Here is a 22,009-nt window from a genome sequence, read left to right as displayed (position 1 = left end):
GTCGTAGTTTGAAGCGAATATAAGGAAATTGAGAATTGGAAATTAAAAGACAGCATCATCGCTTCTTCCTCTGAAAAATTGGCACCGATCAATTTTGAATTGCCAATTTCAATTATTTTTAAAGGGATGAATAAAGGATTGCGCATTATTTCGGGATTTACAGCTATTTTTTTGGTGGTGCTTGCTTTTTCCTGTGAAAGCAACGGTAATAAACAGATCTATGCAGGAGAAAACCAGGATGAAATGATCCTGGACTCTTCTCACAATTTGCCTTTTACCTGTATCATTGACACTCCTTTTTGTACCGATTCAGCCTGTAGCGGAATGTATCGCGGAGTAGAGTTTGTTTCGGAACGTTATATCAATCAATTGGATCTGAACGGCACGGATGTGGCACACCAATATTCCAACAAAATGTGTGAATATGTGGGTAAAAAACTCAAACAATTATACCGCGACAGTTTGTACAGTAAAGTAGACTTTAATCGCATCCGGTTATCCACCAAAGGAATGAACGGAGACTCCAATTATGTAGAATATAAAATCTACATTCCTTTCAAGCGCGTGCCTAAAAATCAGGCGATGACGGCCTTTGACCATTCCGGTGGCTGGGGGCATAAGCCAGAGCTGAAAAAGAGAAAACATGATTTGCTTTCCAGTCCGAGCAAGATTGTGAAGAATAAAAGGTTGTGGGTCAGTCGGTTATTCCGGACAAAGGAAGGTTTACAGGAATATTGGATTCAGTGGCAGCACACCGACTATTCCAGGTGAATTGTGTTTTCAATTATTGATAAATCAAGAAGTAGAAACTTAACTTTTTCATAAAAAACAGTTAAGTTTTCGTTCAATATTGGATTCCACGTTTCCACTAAAATTGAGTTGACAATTATTGTGATTGGATGTTAAATCAATTATCATTGTGTTTGTATTTAAACATGCCAAAAACATATGAAGAAAATTTACCTTTTGTTAGGTTGTTCGTTTTTATTACAGCTATCGAACAGCCTTTCAGCTCAAGTTATCATTTCGGAGGACTTCAGTTCCGCAACCGGAACTACACCACCTACTAACTGGACCAATCATGACATTGCAGGTGGGGGACAGGTTTGGGAGTTTAACAATCCCGGAGGAAGAACATTCAATGCCCCGATTTCTGATCCGGCAGCTATTTTTGATAGTGATCATTATGGAAACGATGGTATTCCCGAGGTGGCAGCACTGGAATCTCCGTTATTTGATGCGAGTGTTATCACGAATGCTATTTTCCTGTCTTTTGACCAATATTTTGATGGCGGTGCCAATGGAGAAGCACACGTGGAGGTTTGGAACGGAAGTGCATGGGTAGAGGTTTACTCTATTTTTACCGATTCCCCTACAGATCCGCAACACATCCTTTTGGATATTACAGCTGATTTGAACGGGGCATCAGATGCACAGGTGCGTTTCAAATGGGTTGGAAGCTGGTCTTGGTTTTGGATCGTGGATAACATAATGATTGAAGAAGTATCCTGTATTCCTGTTTCCGATTTAATGATTGATGATGCAGGAACAAATTCATTCGACCTTTCATGGACAATCAATGGTTCTGAAACTGCCTGGGATATCGAATACGGTGCGCCTGGTTTTGTACCGGGAACAGGAACTGAAATCGGTTCCGTATCAGCAACTACAAATCCATACACACTCAGCGGACTAGATCCGGGAATGTCTTATGATATCTATGTTCGTGCAAATTGCGGAAGCGAAGAATCTTACTGGACACTAGTTTCAGGAGCTACAGATTGTGCTCCGGTTACAAATCTTCCATGGTTTGAAGATTTTGAATCCATGCCCGAACTTGGTTACGGATACTTCCAGAATTGCTGGTCAGCTTCGGTAGATAACTGGTTCTCTGATTATGACGGATCCTTCAATGTCGGAGTACCGGCTTATTCCGGACAAAATTATATGGCCAGATTCTCCTGGACCGGGGCGGATACGTTATGGACTCCTGAGTTTCAATTAACGGCAGGAAGAAATTACGAATTCAAGTTCTTCTTTGCTACTGAAGGAGATTATGACGGATGGAATGCGGAGGTAGTTTCCCTGAATACACAAACAGGTATGGTAGCAACATTGCCTACCGGAACATTTATTACTCCTTCGGAAGTTCCGGCTGACAATTTTACTAGCCATATTACTTGTTTCACACCGACAACTTCCGGTATTTATAAGTTTGGCGTAAGTGCTGATTCAGATGGTAATCCTTATTACCTTCAGGTAGATGATTTCAGCCTGATTGAAAGAGCATCGAGTGCCGGAACAAACGGATCTCTTGATGTTTGTCAGACAGAAGGTCTAGTTGATCTGAATGACATCATTGTGAAAAATGACGAAATAGGATCCTGGACATTCTCACCGAATCCGTCTGCTATCGTGAACGATTCGATGTTCAATCCTCAATATGTACCTGCAGGAATTGTTACTGTAAATTACATTACAGAAGGCTGTTTGCAGGATACAGCTTCAGCGGTTATTACGATTTATCCTCCTTCAACAGCAGGACTTGACGGGATTATTACGGCATGTAAAAATGAACCGATCGATTTGTATTCCGGATTGGGAGGAACAGTAAACTTCGGAGGAAACTGGTATGACCCGATGCACAATGTATTACCTGGTTCACAAGTAATGACAGGAAATTTCCCGGGACAGTATAATTATGAATATGTGACAGGAAACGGTGTGTGTCCGGACGATACATCAGGAATTGTTGTTTCAGTTACGAACTGTAATTGGTTGTCAGTAGCTGAAAACGCTTTGGAGGAAATGAGCCTTTACCCGAATCCATCAACCGGAGTGGTATTTATAGAGTCAACATTTGCACAGGGAACGTTCAGCCTTGAAATTACAGATGTGAACGGAAGAATAATCGATGCCGGGAAGAACACAGTTTCTGCAGGAACAAACGCTGTAGATTTGAGCCATGTACAGAAAGGAGTTTACTTCTTTAAGGTTTTCGATGAGCAGGCAGAAAAAGTATACCGTGTAGTTATTCAATAACTATATGAACACTAACAAGCCCCGATTTTCTTTATTTAAGGAAATCGGGGTTTTGTTTCTTATAAGGAGAACACAAGTTTGTTAATAATTGAACATTGTGGATAACTATCAGGTAATCTTCCGGCATGTAATCGCTACTAAATTGATTTTCAGGATTGTTTTGGCTTTATACTGATAAATCAATAGATTACGCGCAAATTGCTTGATCAATTATTGATAAATAATAATTAGTTGAAACGAAAAAAAACATTTTTCAGCCCTTTAAAGCAACAAAAATCAGGACAAACGAGTCTTTAAGCTGGCATATTATTAAGTAATATTATGCTTCAATAATCTATACAATACACTAAAAATTATGAGGAAAATTTACACTTTGTTAGGTTGTATGCTGTTTTTACAGCTTTCAAACAACCTATCGGCGCAAGTGATCTTTAGCGAAGATTTTGCTTCTGCCACAGGTACTACGCCTCCCACCGGATGGACGAATAATGACATCCAGGGCGGAGGGGAAGTTTGGTACTTCGATAATCCCGGAGGCCAGACTCTAAATGCACCGATTACAGACCCGGCTGCCATTTTTGACAGCGATTTTAATCAATCTGGTTCCGGACCGGAAAATGCAGCTCTTGAATCCCCTGCATTTGATGCTAGTGCAGTAACAGGTTACATCATGTTGACATTTGATCAGACTTTTTACGATGCAAGCGACTTCGGAGGTACGGGTGCTGTTTACTATGTGGAAGTATGGGACGGAACCACTTGGGTAGAAGTTCTGAGTGGAGGTGTAGACACGGATGATCCGGAGCATACTACGATTAATATTACCAATGCAGCCAATGGGGCTTCGAATGCTCAGGTACGCTTTCGATGGACCGGAGACTGGGGATACTGGTGGATAGTTGACAACATAGTAGTGGAAGAAGTGAGTTGTGCTCAGGTATCAGATATTTACGTGACATCAGCTTCGCCAAATTCATTAACGATTGACTGGACAGCAGGTGGGACAGAAACCAATTGGAATATTGAATACGGTCCGTCAGGATTTATGCCTGGTTCCGGAACACCGGCAACTGCCAGCGGAACAACCGGTTTTACAGCAAACCTTTTAACCGACAGCGTGAGCTATGATTTTTATGTTCAGGCAGATTGCGGGGGCGGAGATGAAAGTGTGTGGATTGGCCCGATTACGGGATACACAGGTTTCTGTGAATTCGAAGGAGCTGATCCGTATTATAGAATCAATAACTTTTCTACAACAGGAGGAACCACTTCCAATATTTCGAACATAGGTTCTGGGTTTGGTCCTAACGGATACGAAGATGCAACTGCAATGACTGTTTCCAGCTTTGACGGAGGTCCTTCTATTAACTTCCAGGTAGATCTGAACGATTATTTTGGATTTAGTATTTGGGTAGACTGGAATAATAATATGATTTTCGAATCGGGAGAACAAATGTTTAGCCCGGGATATTATGATGAGTCATTCTCAGGTTCTTTTGACGTGCCTGCCGGTACCGCAGTCGGAACATACAGAATGCGTATTTTGACAGATCCGGACAACGGTGCACCTTCAAGTGCTTGTGTTTCGGATTTCGGTTACGGAGAAGTGGAAGACTATACTTTTGAAGTAACACCGATCCCAAGCTGTTTGCCAATTTCAGGTTTGACATTTGATGGTGCGACTACAACTTCTATTGATATTTCATGGACAGCGGAAGGTACTGAAACGGATTGGAACATCGAATACGGACCGGCTGGATTTACGCCTGGTACAGGAACACCGGCAACAGCTTCCGGAACTCCAAACTTTACGGCCTCTCCTTTAACTCCGAATACGTTGTATGACTTCTATGTGCAGGCAGATTGCGGAGGTGGTGATGAAAGTACATGGACCGGTCCTATTTCAGGATACACCGGATATTGTGAGTTCGGAACTTCTGATCAGGAATACTATTTGAACAATTTCTCAACTACCGGGGGAGCAACTTCCAATATTTCCAATTTGAATTCAGGAATCGGGCCAAACGGCTACACAGATGCAACAGCTATGACTGTTTCTCAGTTTGAGGGCGGACCAAATGTAAACTTTACAGCAGAATTCGGTTCTCAAAGCGGATATACCTTCGGATTGGGAATCTGGGTAGACTGGAATGATAACATGGTTTTCGAATCAAGCGAACAAGTATTCCAATCGTTCGGATACCAGGATTTCTTCTCAGGTTCTTTTAATGTTCCTTTAGGAACAGCTGTTGGGTCTTACAGAATGCGTGTTTTGGCTGATTACTACAACAGTTCTCCGACAGACGCTTGTACATTGAATACGAATAACGGTCCGGGAGAAGGAGAAGCAGAAGATTATACGTTTGTGGTAGTTCCTATCCCAACTTGTCTACCGGTATCTGATTTGCAAACAGCTAATGAAACTACGAATTCTATTGATATTTCATGGACTCCGGGTGACAGTGAAACTACCTGGAACATCGAATGGGGAGTTCCTGGATTTGTACCGGGAACAGGAACAGGATTAGATTCTGCTCAGCAAACTTCTTCCGCATCATTCACAGTGGGAGGATTGAATGCTTCTACAGTTTATGACATTTATGTGCAAGCGGTTTGTAGTTCTACAGATTCATCTTACTGGACATTGGTAAGTGGAACAACACTTTGTGCACCTATTACGGCTATTCCATGGAGTGAAGATTTTGAATCTATGCCAGCAGTGGATTACGGAGTATACCCGATCTGTTGGGCAGCCAACTTCGGGGATTGGTTCTCAGATGACTCCGGGATGACTGGAAATCCGGCTAATTCAGGATCTAACTTTGTAGGAGTATATGGTGGATCAAATGACGTATTATGGACACCTGAATTCCAATTGGTTGCAGGCAGAAACTATGAGTTCAGCTTCATGTGGGCCGGAGACGGTGAAAGCGGGTGGAACGGAACAGTTTACGTAAATACAACCCAGTCTTCTTCAGGAGCAACATCATTGGGTGATTTCGTAACTTCTTCTGATGTAACGGACGAAACGTACAAAAAAGCAACATTCTGTTTCACACCTGCAACTTCTGGTGTTTACGTATTCGGAACGGAAGTATCCGCATTCTTCTTCAATGATGTTTTATCAGTGGATGATTATAGCCTGATTGAGCGTGGAACTTCTGCAGGAACAGGCGGAACAATGGATATTTGTCAAACAACAGGGTTGGTTGACTTGAACGATATCGTTACAATCACTGATACTCAGGGAACATGGACTTTCTCTCCTAACCCGGCAACGATTGTAAATGACACCATGTTCAATCCTCAATTCGTACCTGCAGGAACAGTTAATGTTGATTACATCACATACGGATGTTTGGTTGATACGGTATCTGCAGTAGTGATGATCTATCCTCCTTCAAGTGCAGGTACTGACGGTTCCATTACAGCATGTAAGAATGAACCGATCGATTTGTATTCCGGATTAAGCGGAACTGTTGATATGGGGGGTGATTGGTACAACCCTACAAACAACATTATGCCGAACTCACAGATAATGACAGGAACATTCGCAGGAAGCTTTAATTACAAATACATTACCGGTAACGGGGTTTGTCCGAATGATACTGCAAACGTGGTGATTACGGTAGTTACAACTTGTGATTGGTTGTCAGTGGATGAGAATACACTTGAGTCAGTGAATTTGTATCCGAACCCTTCTACAGGATTGGTGTACATCGAATCCGGTTTGAGCACGGAATCATTGAACCTGGTAGTAACAGACGTTAACGGACGGGTAGTTGAAACAGGAAACAATACGATTACAAACGGTGTGAATGCAGTGAATCTTGGAAACGTTGAAAGAGGAACTTACTTCTTTAAACTATCCAATGCGAATGCTGAAAAAGTATACCGTGTAGTGATTCAATAGTACTAGTACCGCTTTTAATTAGAAGCATACTAAATAAGCCCCGACATTCATCGTCGGGGCTTTTGTTTTATACCTTTGCCTCATGAATTTCGAAAAACAATTGAATCTTCGCAGCGGCGAAAAATGTGAGTTGAGCGGATCAACAGATGATTTGCAGGTTTACCAGGTACAACCATCCGATGGAAATTCTGCGGATGACTTTATCCTGATCTGCCAAAACCTGAAAGATCAGTTGGAAGGGAAAAAAGCAATTGTTCCGAACGACTGGAGATGCCTGAACGATGCTATGTGGAGTGAAGTCCCGGCTGTTAAAGTGGTGTCTTACCGCATGCTCGACCAATTGAAACAGGAAGGTTGGCCGAATGATTTACTCGAAATGATCTATTTAAGTGATGAGGAACTTTCCTGGGCAAAATCCGGAATGGAAGATGAAGACGCGGTGAAACACATCGATTCCAACGGGGCGGAACTGAAAGCAGGAGACACGGTTGTCCTGATCAAGGACCTGGATGTGAAAGGCTCTACCATTACTGCGAAACGCGGTACAGCTGTCAGAAATATCCGCCTGGTTCACAACGATCCTACATTAATCGAAGGGAAAGTAGATGGACAAACGATCTATATCCTGACACAATTCGTTAAGAAGTAGAATAGTTCAATAGAGGGTTCAATGAGTTCAAAAACTTTGGACTTTTTGAACTTATTAAATATGTTGAACTTTCAAAGTACATCTTTGTACTCCGGAGTTTTATCAAATACGCTTTTGGCAAACGGACACAAAGGAATGATTTTGATACCGGCTTTCCGGGCAAATTCTACTGCCGCCTGCACCATTAAATTCCCGACACTTCTTCCCCTGAATTCACCGCTCACCTCTGTGTGATCAATAATGATGCGGTCGTCATTCACCCACGCATAAGTCATTCTTCCGGCTTCTTTGCCGTCTTCCGTTGCTTTGAAAAAACCTTTGTTTTCTTTGTCAAATTGTTTTACTTCTATCATCTTCTATGAATTCAAAATGCAAAATTCAGAATCCAAAATCTTTTGAATTTTACATTCATAATTTTTAATTAAAATTTAGGTTCCGGTAAAGGAACAAAGCCCGTTTCTCCTTCAATTTTAGGAAAGGTCTGCGCAATCCATGCTTGTTTGGCCTCTTCAATGCGTTCTTTCCGGGAAGAAACAAAGTTCCAGAATATGAAACGTTCTTCCGGAAATGCTTCTCCTCCGAAAATATAAACCGTTGTGTTGGACGACATTTCGAATGTGCACAATTCGGCATTCTTGGCAATCAAAATCTGTTTCGGGCCAAAGGCTTCGTCACCGTCTTTGATACTTCCTTCCAGGATATATAAAGCACTTTCCCCGAATAATTGATCGCCGATGTTGATAGTTGCTGCTTCCGTGGTTTTAATTTCCAGGAAATAAAGCGGACTGTAAACCGGAACAGGAGATTTTCTTCCGAAAGCTTCACCTGCAACCATTTTGTAATAAACGCCGTTTTCTGTCCATTCCGGAATTTCAGCGGCTTCGATATGCGTAAACGAAGGCTCCATTTCTTCCAGTTCCTTGGGAAGAGCTACCCAGATTTGTAATCCGTGCAAGTGTTTTTCCGAATGACGCAGGTATTCCGGTGTTCTCTCGGAATGAACCACGCCTTTCCCGGAAGTCATCCAATTGACTGCTCCCGGCTGGATTTCAACCGCCGAACCGACACTGTCACGGTGCATAATAGCTCCCTCAAACAAATAAGTCAATGTCGATAATCCGATATGCGGGTGCGGCCCGATATCCAGGTTTTCATGATCGCTCAGCTTCGCAGGTCCCATGTGATCAATGAATACAAACGGGCCAACTGCGCGTTTCTGGCGGAAAGGCAATAGCCGGCCAACCAGGAAATTCCCGATGTCTGCGGCGCGTTCTTCAATAATGAGTTGAATGTTTGACATGAATGGTTGTTTTTAAATCAAATGGAATTCTAAATGTAAGAACTTATCGGTTGATTGTAATGACAAACATGCATTTTCCCTCGGATTGCTATTCCTTCGGGGTTCCCGGGTTCAGGAGAAATTTGGATTAATTAGCAATTAAATTTCGGGAAACTGAAATCTCTTTTCACTTTCTTTTCGTACCTTGATTTGGATGAAGTTTTTGACTAAGACCCGAACCCCCAATTGAATTACTAAATACTGAATGATGAAAAGAGCAATTTGGAACGATACCGTTATTGCTGAAAGTGAAAAAACGGTTATCATAGAGGGAAATCATTACTTCCCCGAAGAAGCAATCAAGAAGGAATATTTTAAAGATTCTGATACACATACAACTTGTCCCTGGAAAGGAGTAGCTTCCTATTATTCCCTGGAAGTAAACGGTGAAACCAATAAAGATGCTGCCTGGTATTACCCGAAAACCTCAGAGTTGGCGAAAAGCATTGAAGGAAAAGTGGCTTTTTGGAAAGGTGTTCAGGTTGTTGAGGATTAATTGGATTTTATGCATTTGAGAGAAAAATACTTAGAAGTACGTAATAGAACAGAACAATTGTGCAGGCCTTTGCAGGTGGAAGATTACGTTCCGCAACCGGTTCCGTTTGCAAGTCCCCCGAAATGGCATTTGGCACATACGACCTGGTTTTTTGAAGAAATGATCCTGAAGAAAAACCTCAATGGCTACAAAGAATTTCACCCGGATTTCGGTTTCCTGTTCAATTCGTATTACAATACGATCGGTGAACGCACTTTCCGGGCTGACAGGGGAAACATAACAAGGCCGGGAGTTTCTGAAGTGTACCAGTACCGCGCTTATGTGGACCAGGGAATGAACGAATTATTGTCTCATGAGATTTCTCAGGAGTTAAGTGAATTGATCGAACTGGGGTTGAACCACGAACAGCAGCACCAGGAATTGCTGATCACTGATTTGAAATATACGCTTGGTCACAACCCGATTTTCCCGGTTTACGACGAATCTTTCAATCTGTTGGCTGATCACAACACGGAATCCGGCTGGGTTAGCATGGAAGAAGGCATATACGAGATCGGTCACGACGGCGGAAGTTTTTGTTTTGACAATGAACTGAATAAACACAAAGTCTATTTACAGCCTTTTGATATTTCAAAATCATTGGTCACCAACGGAGAATACATCGAATTTATAGATGCAGACGGCTATTCCCGGTTTGATTGCTGGCTGGACGAAGGCTGGTCGTGGCTAAATGAAAATAAGATTACAAATCCCTTGTATTGGCATAAAATCAACGGGAAATGGCATTATTTCACGCTTGCGGGCCTGAAGGAAGTCGATCCGGATGCGATTCTCAGTCATGTTTCCTATTACGAAGCACAGGCTTTTGCCAGCTGGAAAGGAATGCGTTTACCCACCGAGTTTGAATGGGAAGCCAGCTGTGCTTTCTTTGGCTGGGGAAAACGCTGGGAATGGACAAACAGTGCCTACTTGCCGTATCCCGGGTTCAAAACCGCAGCAGGAGCAGTTGGCGAATACAACGGAAAATTCATGATCAATCAAATGGTATTGCGCGGAGCTTCCGTTGCAACATCTCTCAATCATAGCAGAAGGACCTACCGAAACTTTTTCCACCCACATTTTCAATGGCAATATTCAGGAATCAGATTAGCAAAGTAAGATGATATTAGAACAATTTAAACAAGACGTCAAGTTTGGACTTTCTCAAACTCCGAAACAAATTCCTTCCAAGTATTTCTACGATAAACGGGGAGATGAATTATTCGTACAGATTATGAACATGCCGGAGTATTACCTGACACGTTCGGAAATGGAAATCTTTCAGCAGCAGGCGGCAGATATCGTCTCCAGTTTCGACATTCAAAAAGGAGAAGAGATCGAAGTGGTGGAATTGGGTGCCGGCGACGGAACAAAAACCATTCACTTGCTGTTTGAACTGATCCGCGCCCGGGTAACTTTCAAATACGTACCGATAGACATTTCTTCCAATGCCTTGACAGGGTTGGAGCACCGGATGAAGGAAGAAATTCCGGAACTTTCGATTAACAGTCTTCACGGGGATTATTTTCAAATGCTGAACGATCTGAAAAAGTCACCGAACAGAAAAATCATTCTGTTCCTGGGCTCGAACATCGGGAACATGTCGGATGAACAGGCGAAGTCTTTCGTGGCCTCTTTGAGTGCAAACCTGAATCAGGGAGATAAGATCGTTTTAGGGGTGGATCTGATCAAGGAAAAGGAAGTTGTTCTTCCTGCTTATGATGATTCTGCAGGTATCACCCGCGATTTTAACCTGAACTTACTGGAACGGATGAACCGCGAGTTGCAAGCGAATTTCGATCTGAACGCTTTTGTGCACGATCCTGAATACCACGAATCCGAAGGAATTGCGAAGAGTTTCTTAAAGAGCACGAAAAAACAGGTGGTGGATATTAAATCCATCAATGCACAATTTGCTTTCGATGAAAACGAACGCATCCACACGGAAATTTCCCGGAAATACAACGATGACATCCTGAAAAAGATCATTGATCAGTCTCCTTTGTCGGTACAACAGCGCTTTACGGATCAAAAATCCTGGTTCGGGGATTACATTATTAACAGGGTGTAGTTCTTACGAACTTAAAATAGGGATTTTATTAATTTTCTTGCTGAATTGGAGGGCCAGTTCATAGAGGCTTGGTGGAATAGGTACTTTATTTAACGTTGTGTTCTTCCGCGTTCCTCCACCGGAATTTTGTTAAGCTTTTCCTAAAAAGGAAAGCAAGCACGCCTGTTTCTATTATTTTAGAGGCATAAAATCGCATTATGACAACTACCGGCTTAGAAAAACAGGGATTTGTGAACAAACAACTCCCGATGATCATCAAAGGGTTAATGGCATTTATGTTCCTGCTTTCGGCAGTGGCAAAATTGTATCCTTCTCCGAATTTGGCTTTGCCGACATTTGAGGTGAAACAATTGATCCCGATGGGATTCAGTGAAACGGCTGCGGCTTATTTTTCACGGATTTTGATCGGGTGCGAGCTGGCTTTGGGAATTTTGCTGCTTCAAAAGAATTATTTCAAGCGGTTAGTAGTACCGATGTCGTTCCTGATGTTGTTGATCTTCAGCATTCATTTGAGCTACGAAATTGCTTCAAGCGGAAATAGCGGGAATTGCGGATGTTTCGGATCTTTATTGCCGATGACTCCTGTTCAGGCTTTGATCAAGAACATTATCGGCATGGGATTGCTGGTGATCTTGTACCAAAAAACGTCTAAGCAGGATGATCGTTTGAATTTCTCGTTCCTTGCCGCAATTACTTTCGCTTCAATCCTTGCGGTGTTCATGGTAGGACCGATCCAGCGTAAATCCAGTGATGAACTGGTAGCTGAAATGATGCAGGAAATGAACATGGATGAGGAAGCTGAGCAGACAAAAAATGCGGAAGAAACCGATCCGAAAGTGAAAGATGCGGCTAACTCCACTAAACAGGAAGATAAAAAATCCATAGCTCCTGTTGATCTGAAGGAATTGGAAAAAGATCACAATGTTGAGAAAACGGAAGAAGAAAAAGTAGTAGATGCACCAAAGCAAAAAAAATCCGGGTTTGCTTCTCAATATGCGGATATCGATAAAGGACGTAAAATCCTGTGCTTCTTTGCTCCGGGTTGTGACCATTGCAAGGAAACCGCAAAAGCCCTGACGGATCTGGCTTCAAAAGATCCGGATTTCCCGGAAATGAAGATCGTTTTTATGGACGAAGAAGCAGAACTGATCCCTGACTTTTTTGCCTTTGCAGGGAGAAAGTATCCGTTTAAGATTTTGGATGTGGCTGCATTCTGGACAGTTCTGGGCGGAACAAAAGATACTCCCGGAGTATTCTACTTGTGGAACGGGAATATCGTAAAAGAATACGATGGTATCAATGAACGTGCTTTCAAGAAAGACGAATTCAAAAAAATCGTTCAAAAGAAGTGGTCTGAATTGAAATGAGAAAAAGCTGCAATCAATACAAGTTAACCGCAAAGAAGAAAAAGCTTAGCTTTAGTAAACCATTGAGGGAAAATGAAAGTTATTTGGAGGATTTGGTTATCTTCATCCTTCAGCGAAAATATGTATGAAAAACCTGTTTACTATTCTCATTTGCTTATCCGGTTTATTCTCTCATGCTCAAAAGAATAAACCTTTTGACGAAGACAAGTTCTATTTGGAACTTGGAATACTGGCGCAAAAGAAAGATTTCTTTGAAGTAAAAGAATTGCTCATCGCCAATAAATCGCGGATCGACAAGGAAGTTTATTTCTATTACTGGAGTTTGGTAGAAAATGCGTTTTCCCATTTCAGGGAATCGAACGAAGCCATTGAAGATTTCCTGGAAGGAGCAGGGAAAATGAATAATGATTCACTGTTCAAGGAAATTTTGCTGGTCAAACAGTTGAATCTCGTGAACCTGTTCGAATACAAAGACGCTTATTTTACAAATCAGTACATCCTGGATAATTTCAGCCATGTATGTACAGAAGACGAAATTGCCGATTTGTCCAATACCGCAACTATTTGGAAAGGATTGGAAAATTCGGGTAAGCAGTTCGTTCATCGTCCGGCGGATGTGAGGATCCAACTGACACGTGATCATGCCAGACTGGCGAATGTTCCGGTAACGATCTCCGGCAAGACCCGGAATTTTGTATTTGATACCGGCGCAAATTTTTCGGTCATCCAAAGATCTGTAGCTCTTGAAATGGGCTGTGAGATTATCCCGATCCAATTCAATGTTTCGGCAATTACCGGTGCAAAGGTGAAAAGTGACCTGGCAGTTGTGAAAGAATTGAAAATGGGAGATCCTTCAGGAACAGGGGGAACGGTAATTTGCGAAAATGTGGTTTTCCTGGTGTTTGATGATAAAGACCTGACTTTTTCAGAAGTCAATTATTCGATCCAGGGAATTATCGGGTTTCCGGTGATCCGTAATTTGGAAGAAATCCATATGACAAAGGCTGATGAGTTGATTATCCCTAAAACTTCAGAGGTTTACGCGAAAAGCAACATGATCCTGAACGGCTTCGTCCCGGTTGTCCAGGTGACACAGGATTCGGACACGCTGCAATTTTCGTTTGATACCGGAGCGGTTGAAACTTCTTTGAACAGCGCATATTATACGAAGTATAAAAAGAAAGTGGAGAAGAAAGGGAAGAAGCAAACCCTGAAATCCGGCGGAGCAGGAGGAATGGTCGAATACGAAGGATACGTCCTGCCGAAAGTAAATCTTGCTGTCGGAAATTCGGAAGTAACCCTGCACGATGTACAGGTACGAAAAGATCATGTAGGCGAAGTAGATGCCGATTTTGACGGAAACCTCGGGCAGGATTTCATCAAGCAATTCGATGAGATGATCATCAGCTTTAAATATTCCGCGATACAGTTTAGATGAATTGAAAATGGATAATGTAAAAATTGAAAAGTAAAGGTTGGTTAAAATCTTTTCAATTCTCAATTTTACAATCTCAATTATTTCGCTGCCCCGCTAACGCCTTTACTTTCAGCAGGTTTTTCCTGAGTCAACGTTTCCGTTTTCTTTGGCGCAGCAACCATCACTACTTCACCGGCCGCTGTTCTGACTTGTGCAAATAACCAGTCATACATTTCATCCGCGCGGAAAATGCGTTCCAAAGCTCCGTGGTTCGCGCCCGCAATTTCTGTATAAATCAGGTTTTTTCCGTCGTTGCAATTTTTAATAGCTGTAACCATTTCACGCGAATAACGAACCGGAACAGCCTCATCCCGGTTTCCATGCTGGATCCACATAGGAATACTTGCCAGGTTGCAGGCATCTTTCGGATTTCCGCCACCGCATAATGCAACGGCAGCTGTAATTTTGTCAGCATGTTTCCCCACAAAATGCATAGTTCCGTAACCGCCAAGGCTCATTCCGCAAACATACACGCGGTTTGTGTCTGTCTTATAGTGCTTTTGGACGTATTCCAATACTTCCAGTACTTTGTCCGGGTTCCAGGAACCGGATGCAACTTGCGGTGCTATCACAATAGCAGGAACTTTCCGGCCTTTTTCAATTTCGTGGATAACGCCGTATTTCTTGACACGGTTCAAATCGGTTCCGCTCAAACTCTTTCCGTGAAGGAAAATCAAAACCGGGGGATTGTTATTCAGGGTACTGGAATCCGGCAGATTTAGCCAGAAGTTGTAAAATGTCTTTCCTCTTACAGCGCTCAATTGAGCAAAGGATTGAAAACCGACAACTAAACAAATTACGACAAGAATGTTTTTCATTTTGTTTTTATTTGGGACGGCTAAGATAGGAATTTCACAGGAAACGGGGTTTTAATTTTCCGTTAATTCCTGTTTGTTTCTGAATTTAAAAGAGAGGAGATGCCTTTTTTAAACGTGGGTATTTTAGTTTGGTTACATGCTTCGTAGTAAGAATAACACTCTGACGCCTATTTGTTTGCCATTTGGCAAACAGGCAAATTGGCAAATTTGTGAAGTTTCCGGGTGGTAAAATAAAAAAGGCTTTCATCTGATGAAAGCCTTCTTGATAATTCAATGAGTTATTACTTTCTGGCAGCATCAAGCATTTGCTTGTATTTTGCTTCTTTTTCCGTATTCTTCAACGCTCTTGCGATTTTCACCAAACTGTTCAATACATCTACATCTTTCGGGGAAATAGTAACGTATTTTTCAAGTGGTTCCATAGCAAAACCGTAGAATTCCAAACTTTTAGCAAGCAATTCATCCGATTCTTTTTTAGCGTTCGGAGGAAGGCTTCCTGCTTTTTGACGTAAATCAAATCCTTTACTGGAGAAATAACTTCCTAAGTTGTAGTAAGCATCCGCATAATTCGGATCAATTTCAACTGCCTTGTTCAGATTTTCAAGTACCGTTTTGTCGTCGTTCATTTCCATGGCAATAGTTCCCAATGCGAAATACAAGTGTTTGTCTTTCGGAGATTTTGCAATAGCTTGCTTCAGGAATTCAACTGCTTTATCGTTTTGACCAGCCTTGATATATGCCATTGCCGTAGAACGGTAGATCAGATCCGGTTTGTAGTTTGATTCAGCAGCTTTTTTATAGTATTCCGCAGCCTGAACGTAATTGGAATCATTTTCAGCAGCGATACCAGCGTAATAAATTGCAGTTGTATCCAACTGATTCAAAACTGCCGTATAATCATTTACAGTACCGAACGCCATCATTGCTTCCTTATATTTCTTAGCATCGAATGCCGCAGAACCGGTTGTGTAAAGCATTTGTTTGATGGTATTCACACTGTTTTGAATGTCTGAATCATACTTGTTGGAAATGTCATAAGCTTCTTTATAAGCCTTCACGGAAATTTCCTTCGCATTTTCAGGAACATTTTTGTTGAATTCTGCATCTCCGAGCATTTTTACCAAAAGCAGGGATGTGTAGATTTCTCCTTTCAGGAACAATGTTTTTGGGCTTTTTTCCGTTTCCGCGTTGGTAGATGCCAAATCAATGGATTCTTTTGCTTTGATCAACTGCTTTTTCATTTCCACCATGTCTCCGGTCATTTGAGCCTTCTCATAGTTTTGGAATGCCAAAGCAGCGTCCGTTTCAACCTTTTTTTGAGCAAAAGAAAGCGACGAGATCATTACGATCCCTACCATCAATGCACCTTTAGTCATATTCAAATAGTTCATAATTTTAATTATTTGCTGTGTCATGTTTCCAACTTTTATGCCATTATCGACCTTAAAGATGCAAACAAAACTATTTTCCATAATTATTCTTCCGAATTTGTTTCCGTTGTTTCCTCTGACCCCGCAGATTCAACAGGCCCGTCGGTGATTGTTCCTCCTTCGCCGTCAAATTCTTCATCTTCTTCATCGGAACGCGGTACGCGTGCTACTGCAGCAATCTCGGCATTTCCTTTTAAGTTGATCAGACGAACACCCTGAGCGGCACGTCCCATCACACGAATGCTGTCAATGTGCATACGGATCGTAACTCCGGCTTTGGTAATGATCATCAAATCGTCTTCGTCGGCAACAGTCTTGATTGCTAAAAGCGGTCCTGTTTTATCCGTGATCGAAATTGTTTTCACACCTTTTCCTCCGCGGTTGGTAATACGGTAAACTGGTTCGCCGTCTTCCGGATCATCCAGGAAGGAACGTTTTCCATAACCTTTTTCAGAAACAACCATGATGGTCTCTGCCTTATCTTTTACGCAGATCATTCCTACCACTTCGTCTTTTTCATTCTGAAGCGTTACCGCTTTAACACCGGAAGCATTTCGTCCCATCGGGCGAACTTTCTCCTCGTTGAAACGGATAGCACGTCCCGCTTTGGTAGCAAGGACCATTTCATTTGTTCCGTCAGTCAATCGTGCTTCCAATAGCTCGTCGTTTTCACGGATCGTGATCGCGTTGATACCGTTTGCTCTCGGTCGGGAATAAGCCTCCAGCGATGTTTTCTTGATGATACCTTGTTTCGTACACATCACGATGAAGTTGTTCTCCACGTATTCTTTGTCAGTCAGATCTTTGACTTTCACATACGCTTTGATCTTATCGTCCTGTTCGATGTTCAACAAGTTTTGGATCGCTCTTCCTTTTGCGGTTTTGTTTCCTTCCGGAATTTCAAACACACGCATCCAGAAACAACGTCCTTTTTCGGTAAAGATCAACAGGTAATTGTGGTTCGTAGCAACGAACAAATGCTCTAAGAAATCTTTGTCGCGGGTAGTAGAACCTTTCGATCCCATACCACCGCGGCTCTGAACCTTGAATTCATCCAGGTTCGTACGTTTGATGTATCCTGCGTGAGAAATGGTAATAACTACTTCTTCATCCGGGATCAAATCCTCGATCTTCATTTCAGAAGCAGAGTACTCGATCGTTGAACGACGCGCATCACCGTATTTTGCACGGACATCCGTTAATTCGTCTTTGATGATCTGCATTCTGCGTTCTTCACGCTCCAAAATATCTTTCAGGTCTGCGATCAGGGCCATCAAGTCAGCATATTCTGCACGCAATTTATCCTGCTCCAGTCCGGTCAATTGACGCAAACGCATCTCAACGATCGCACGGGATTGAATATCTGACAGCGAAAAACGCTCCATCAAACGCTCACGTGCTTCTTCCGGGCTTTTCGAAGAACGGATCATAGCGATCACTTCGTCGATATTGTCGGAAGCAATGATCAAACCTTCTAAGATATGAGCACGCTCCTCTGCTTTGCGCAATTCGTATTTGGTTCTGCGAACAACTACTTCATGTCTGAATTTTACGAATTCAGAGATCATTTCTTTCAGGTTCAGCAAACGCGGTCTTCCGTCTACCAAACAAATGTTGTTGATAGAGAAAGAACTTTGAAGAGCCGTATACTTATATAGTTTGTTCAGAACAACGTTTGGAATGGCTTCGCGCTTCAATTCAAACACGATACGCATACCATTTCTGTCAGATTCGTCACGAATGTCAGAAATACCTTCGATCTTTTTGTCATTTACCAGTTCAGCAGTTTTTTTGATCATTTCTGCTTTGTTCACCTGGTATGGAATTTCCGTAACGATGATCTGTTCACGGCCTCCGGATTCTTCGATCTCTGCTTTTCCACGAATAACTACGCGCCCGCGGCCTGTCAATAAGGCTTCGCGTGCTCCGTCAACACCGTAAATAATACCGCCTGTCGGAAAGTCAGGTGCTTTCACGTACTGCAATAATTCTTCGTCCTCGATATCTTTATTGTCAACGTAAGCAATGATACTGTCAACAACTTCACCTAAATTGTGCGGCGCCATATTGGTTGCCATACCTACGGCGATACCACTTGCTCCGTTTACCAGCAGGTTCGGGATTTTAGACGGTAATACGGTCGGCTCCTGTAAAGAGTCGTCAAAGTTCGGAGCGAAATCTACGGTTTCCTTATCCAGGTCATCCAGCATTTCTTCCGCGATCTTGCGTAAACGTGCCTCGGTATAACGCATAGCTGCCGGACTGTCACCATCAACAGATCCGAAGTTTCCCTGCCCGTCAACCAATGGATAACGCAAAGACCAATCCTGCGCCATACGCACCATGGTGTCGTAAACCGAACTGTCACCATGTGGGTGATACTTACCCAATACCTCTCCTACAATACGAGCTGACTTTTTGTACGGTCGATTGGAGTAAACCCCCAAATCTTGCATACCATATAATACACGGCGGTGTACCGGTTTAAATCCGTCACGCACATCAGGAAGTGCGCGGGATACGATTACGGACATCGAATAATCGATGTACGCCGATTTCATTTCATCTTCGATGTTAATCTGGATTATCTTTTCTCCATCTGCCATCTTGTCATAGTTTTAAATTATGCACGAAATTTGCGTGCTAAAAGCAAGTTTCGAAATTAGTTTATTTATAGCAACAAAAAAGAAGGGTAAAAGGATTTTTACTAACAAAAAATGGTGAAAAAATGCTATTTCGATGTACTTATTAACATTTAATCCGTTTGTATATTTGTAAGGTGCACTTGTTGTACCTGAATCTTAAATTAAGTGAGTTATGGAAGCGAAATTTTCACCCCGGGTAAAAGACGTACTCAGCTTCAGTCGAGAAGAAGCTTTGCGTTTGGGGAATGACTTTATTGGGGTAGAACATTTCTTGCTTGGAATCTTGCGTGAAGGAGAGGGGAACGCTGTGCGGATCCTGACCGGATTCAACCTGGATCTACAAAAGTTAAAAGCAGAATTAGAAAAACCATTGCTGGAGGCATCAAAATCGAATTCGCCTGTCGGTGCGAATATCCCTCTGGTAAAACAAGCAGAACGTTTGTTAAAAATTACATATTTGGAAGCGAAATTGTTCAAGAGCCCTATGATCGGTACTGAACATTTGTTACTTTCGATGTTAAAGGATGAAGATTCCGTAGTTTGCAGGGTACTGAACCGCTACGGAGTTAATTATAATACAGTTCACGAGGAATTAGAGAATATGGTCGACGAAAATAAATTACCAAGAGCAGAAATGTCGTCTTCTTCCGAAGATGATGATCAAACATTTGGAGCAAGCCAGCGCAAAGCGAGTGACCCTAAGTCTAAAACTCCGGTTTTGGATAATTTCGGGCGTGACCTTACGAAAATGGCAGAAGCCGGAAAACTGGATCCAATTGTTGGACGTGAGAAAGAAATTGAGCGGGTGTCTCAGATCTTATCACGCAGAAAAAAGAATAACCCGATTTTGATCGGAGAGCCCGGAGTAGGGAAAAGTGCTATCGCAGAAGGATTGGCACTGAGAATCGTGCAGCGAAAAGTTTCACGCGTATTATTTAATAAACGAATCATTTCGTTGGATCTGGCTTCGATGGTCGCAGGTACAAAATACCGCGGTCAGTTCGAAGAAAGAATGAAGGCAGTGATGTCTGAAATCGAAAAGAACCCGGATATTATTTTGTTTATTGATGAGATCCACACCATCATCGGTGCGGGTGGTGCAAGTGGTTCACTGGATGCTTCCAACATGTTCAAACCGGCTTTGGCACGTGGAGAAATGCAGGCAATCGGTGCTACAACCTTGGACGAGTACAGACAGTACATCGAGAAAGACGGTGCTTTGGAACGTCGTTTCCAGAAAGTATTGATCGAGCCTACAAGCATCGAAGAAACGATCCAGATCCTGAACAACATCAAGGAGCGTTACGAAGATCACCACATGGTGACTTACACGGACGAAGCATTGGCTGCCTGTGTGAAATTGACCGAGCGTTATATCACAGACAGGCACTTACCGGATAAAGCAATCGATGCTTTGGACGAAGTTGGTTCCCGTGTACACATCACAAACATCAATGTTCCGCAGGATATTATCGATATCGAGCAGGAAATTGAGGCTTTGAAAGATCAAAAGAACGAAGTAATCAAATCGCAGCAATACGAAAAAGCGGCTGAACTGCGTGATTCTGAGCGTAAGTTACAGGATCGCCTGGAAGAAGCGAAAAAACGCTGGGAAGAAGATTCCAAAGCGAAACGTGTTGTGGTAACGGAAGAAGACGTTGCAGAAGTGGTTTCCATGATGTGTGGAATTCCTGTAACACGTGTTGCTCAAACTGAAATGGGTAAATTGGCTACTATGGCTGATGAGCTTCAGGGGAAAGTAATCGGACAGGATGAAGCAGTTGAAAAAGTGGTGAAAGCCATTCAGCGAAACAGAGCAGGATTGAAAGATCCGAACAAGCCGATCGGTTCGTTCTTCTTCCTGGGGCCAACAGGTGTCGGTAAGACACAATTGGCAAAAGTACTGGCGAAATATCTGTTTGATTCGGAAGATTCACTGATCCGTATCGATATGTCGGAATACATGGAGAAATTCTCTATTTCCCGATTGGTCGGAGCGCCTCCGGGATATGTGGGATACGAAGAAGGTGGACAATTGACGGAGAAAGTAAGACGTAAACCTTATTCCATCATCTTGCTGGATGAGATCGAGAAAGCACATCCGGATGTATTCAATCTGTTGTTGCAGGTATTGGATGACGGACACATGACAGACGGTTTAGGTCGTAAGATCGACTTTAAGAACACGATCCTGATTATGACTTCGAACATCGGAGCACGCCAGTTGGCAGACTTCGGAACAGGAGTTGGTTTCGGAACGAAATCCCAGAATGATCAGCGCGACGAAAATGCGAAGACAGTTATCCAGAACGCATTGAGAAAAGCGTTTGCGCCGGAATTCCTGAACCGTATTGATGATATGATCATTTTCCACTCGTTAACGAGAGAAAGTATTCACAAGATCATCGACCTGGAGTTGGTGAAATTGTTTGAGCGTATTGCAGTATTGGGTTACCATGCTTCCATGACGGAAAAAGCGAAGGATTTCATTGTAGACAAAGGATACGATGAGAAATTCGGAGCAAGACCGTTGAAAAGAGCGATCCAGAAATACATTGAAGATCCGTTGGCAGAAGAGATTATCAAAGCAAATCTGCACGAAGGAGATACAATCGTACTGGATATCGATGAAGCAAATGCAAGCTTGAAAATTTCCATTGAAAAAGGAAAGACAAAGGCAGCTAAGAAATAATTCAGATTAGTTTAAATAATGTAGGGGCGCG

At 42.5% G+C, this 22,009-nt stretch carries 15 protein-coding genes; 10 read left to right on the top strand and 5 right to left on the bottom strand.

The genetic code is table 11. The features are described 5' to 3' along the window. Nucleotides 1–126 precede the first annotated feature (126 nt). The 4 genes from ABDW02_RS07795 to ABDW02_RS07780 all read left to right on the top strand — a co-directional run bounded on the left by ABDW02_RS07795 (nt 127) and on the right by ABDW02_RS07780 (nt 7,604). The gene (locus ABDW02_RS07795) at nt 127–771 is read left to right on the top strand and encodes a hypothetical protein (protein WP_343633820.1); all 645 of its coding nucleotides are present in this window, start codon (nt 127–129) and stop codon (nt 769–771) included. Nucleotides 772–948: 177 nt separating this feature from the next. Continuing rightward, nucleotides 949–3,042, top strand: coding sequence for a T9SS type A sorting domain-containing protein (locus ABDW02_RS07790; RefSeq protein WP_343633818.1), 2,094 nt, complete (start codon nt 949–951; stop codon nt 3,040–3,042). Between the two features lie 355 nt (nt 3,043–3,397). Further along, nucleotides 3,398–6,955: a GEVED domain-containing protein gene (locus tag ABDW02_RS07785; protein ID WP_343633816.1), complete on the top strand. Its 3,558-nt coding sequence runs from the start codon at nt 3,398–3,400 to the stop codon at nt 6,953–6,955. Between the two features lie 82 nt (nt 6,956–7,037). Beyond that, entirely contained in the window at nt 7,038–7,604 is a 567-nt protein-coding gene (locus tag ABDW02_RS07780) for a PhnA domain-containing protein (protein WP_343633814.1), read from the top strand. A gap of 71 nt (nt 7,605–7,675) precedes the next feature. On the opposite strand, the gene ABDW02_RS07775 is transcribed toward ABDW02_RS07780, so the two are convergent. Further along, nucleotides 7,676–7,957: a GNAT family N-acetyltransferase gene (locus ABDW02_RS07775; RefSeq protein WP_343633812.1), complete on the bottom strand. Its 282-nt coding sequence runs from the start codon at nt 7,955–7,957 to the stop codon at nt 7,676–7,678. A 68-nt stretch (nt 7,958–8,025) separates the two neighbouring features. Then, entirely contained in the window at nt 8,026–8,904 is an 879-nt protein-coding gene (locus ABDW02_RS07770) for a pirin family protein (RefSeq protein ID WP_343633810.1), read from the bottom strand. A gap of 247 nt (nt 8,905–9,151) precedes the next feature. Between ABDW02_RS07770 and ABDW02_RS07765 the strand changes: the two genes are divergently transcribed. The 5 genes from ABDW02_RS07765 to ABDW02_RS07745 all read left to right on the top strand — a co-directional run bounded on the left by ABDW02_RS07765 (nt 9,152) and on the right by ABDW02_RS07745 (nt 14,354). Continuing rightward, on the top strand, nt 9,152–9,439 hold the full coding sequence (locus tag ABDW02_RS07765; RefSeq protein WP_343633808.1) for a DUF427 domain-containing protein: 288 nt from the start codon (nt 9,152–9,154) through the stop codon (nt 9,437–9,439). A gap of 9 nt (nt 9,440–9,448) precedes the next feature. Then, nucleotides 9,449–10,597: an ergothioneine biosynthesis protein EgtB gene (gene egtB / locus ABDW02_RS07760; protein ID WP_343633806.1), complete on the top strand. Its 1,149-nt coding sequence runs from the start codon at nt 9,449–9,451 to the stop codon at nt 10,595–10,597. 1 nt (nt 10,598) lies between these two features. Next, entirely contained in the window at nt 10,599–11,549 is a 951-nt protein-coding gene (gene egtD / locus ABDW02_RS07755; protein WP_343633804.1) for an L-histidine N(alpha)-methyltransferase, read from the top strand. Between the two features lie 197 nt (nt 11,550–11,746). Then, entirely contained in the window at nt 11,747–12,916 is a 1,170-nt protein-coding gene (locus tag ABDW02_RS07750; RefSeq protein WP_343633802.1) for a DoxX family protein, read from the top strand. A gap of 124 nt (nt 12,917–13,040) precedes the next feature. Then, a complete protein-coding gene (locus ABDW02_RS07745; protein WP_343633798.1) occupies nt 13,041–14,354 on the top strand; it encodes a retropepsin-like aspartic protease in 1,314 nt (437 codons plus the stop codon). 77 nt (nt 14,355–14,431) lie between these two features. Here the strand turns inward: ABDW02_RS07745 and ABDW02_RS07740 are convergent, their stop codons facing one another. The 3 genes from ABDW02_RS07740 to gyrA form a co-directional block, all read right to left on the bottom strand. Continuing rightward, a complete protein-coding gene (locus ABDW02_RS07740; RefSeq protein ID WP_343633796.1) occupies nt 14,432–15,211 on the bottom strand; it encodes a prolyl oligopeptidase family serine peptidase in 780 nt (259 codons plus the stop codon). A gap of 281 nt (nt 15,212–15,492) precedes the next feature. Continuing rightward, complete coding sequence (locus ABDW02_RS07735) at nt 15,493–16,626, bottom strand: tetratricopeptide repeat protein (protein ID WP_343633794.1); 1,134 nt, start codon at nt 16,624–16,626, stop codon at nt 15,493–15,495. A 59-nt stretch (nt 16,627–16,685) separates the two neighbouring features. Further along, the gene (gyrA, locus tag ABDW02_RS07730; RefSeq protein WP_343633792.1) at nt 16,686–19,247 is read right to left on the bottom strand and encodes a DNA gyrase subunit A; all 2,562 of its coding nucleotides are present in this window, start codon (nt 19,245–19,247) and stop codon (nt 16,686–16,688) included. 211 nt (nt 19,248–19,458) lie between these two features. On the opposite strand from gyrA, the gene ABDW02_RS07725 reads away from it, so the two are divergent. Continuing rightward, entirely contained in the window at nt 19,459–21,978 is a 2,520-nt protein-coding gene (locus ABDW02_RS07725; RefSeq protein WP_343633790.1) for an ATP-dependent Clp protease ATP-binding subunit, read from the top strand. Nucleotides 21,979–22,009 lie beyond the last annotated feature (31 nt).

Source organism: Fluviicola sp., assembly GCF_039596395.1.
In the GTDB taxonomy this organism is placed as follows: domain Bacteria; phylum Bacteroidota; class Bacteroidia; order Flavobacteriales_D; family Crocinitomicaceae; genus Fluviicola.
Note: the sequence above shows the minus strand (reverse complement) of the source record. Positions and strands in the feature narration are given on the sequence as shown.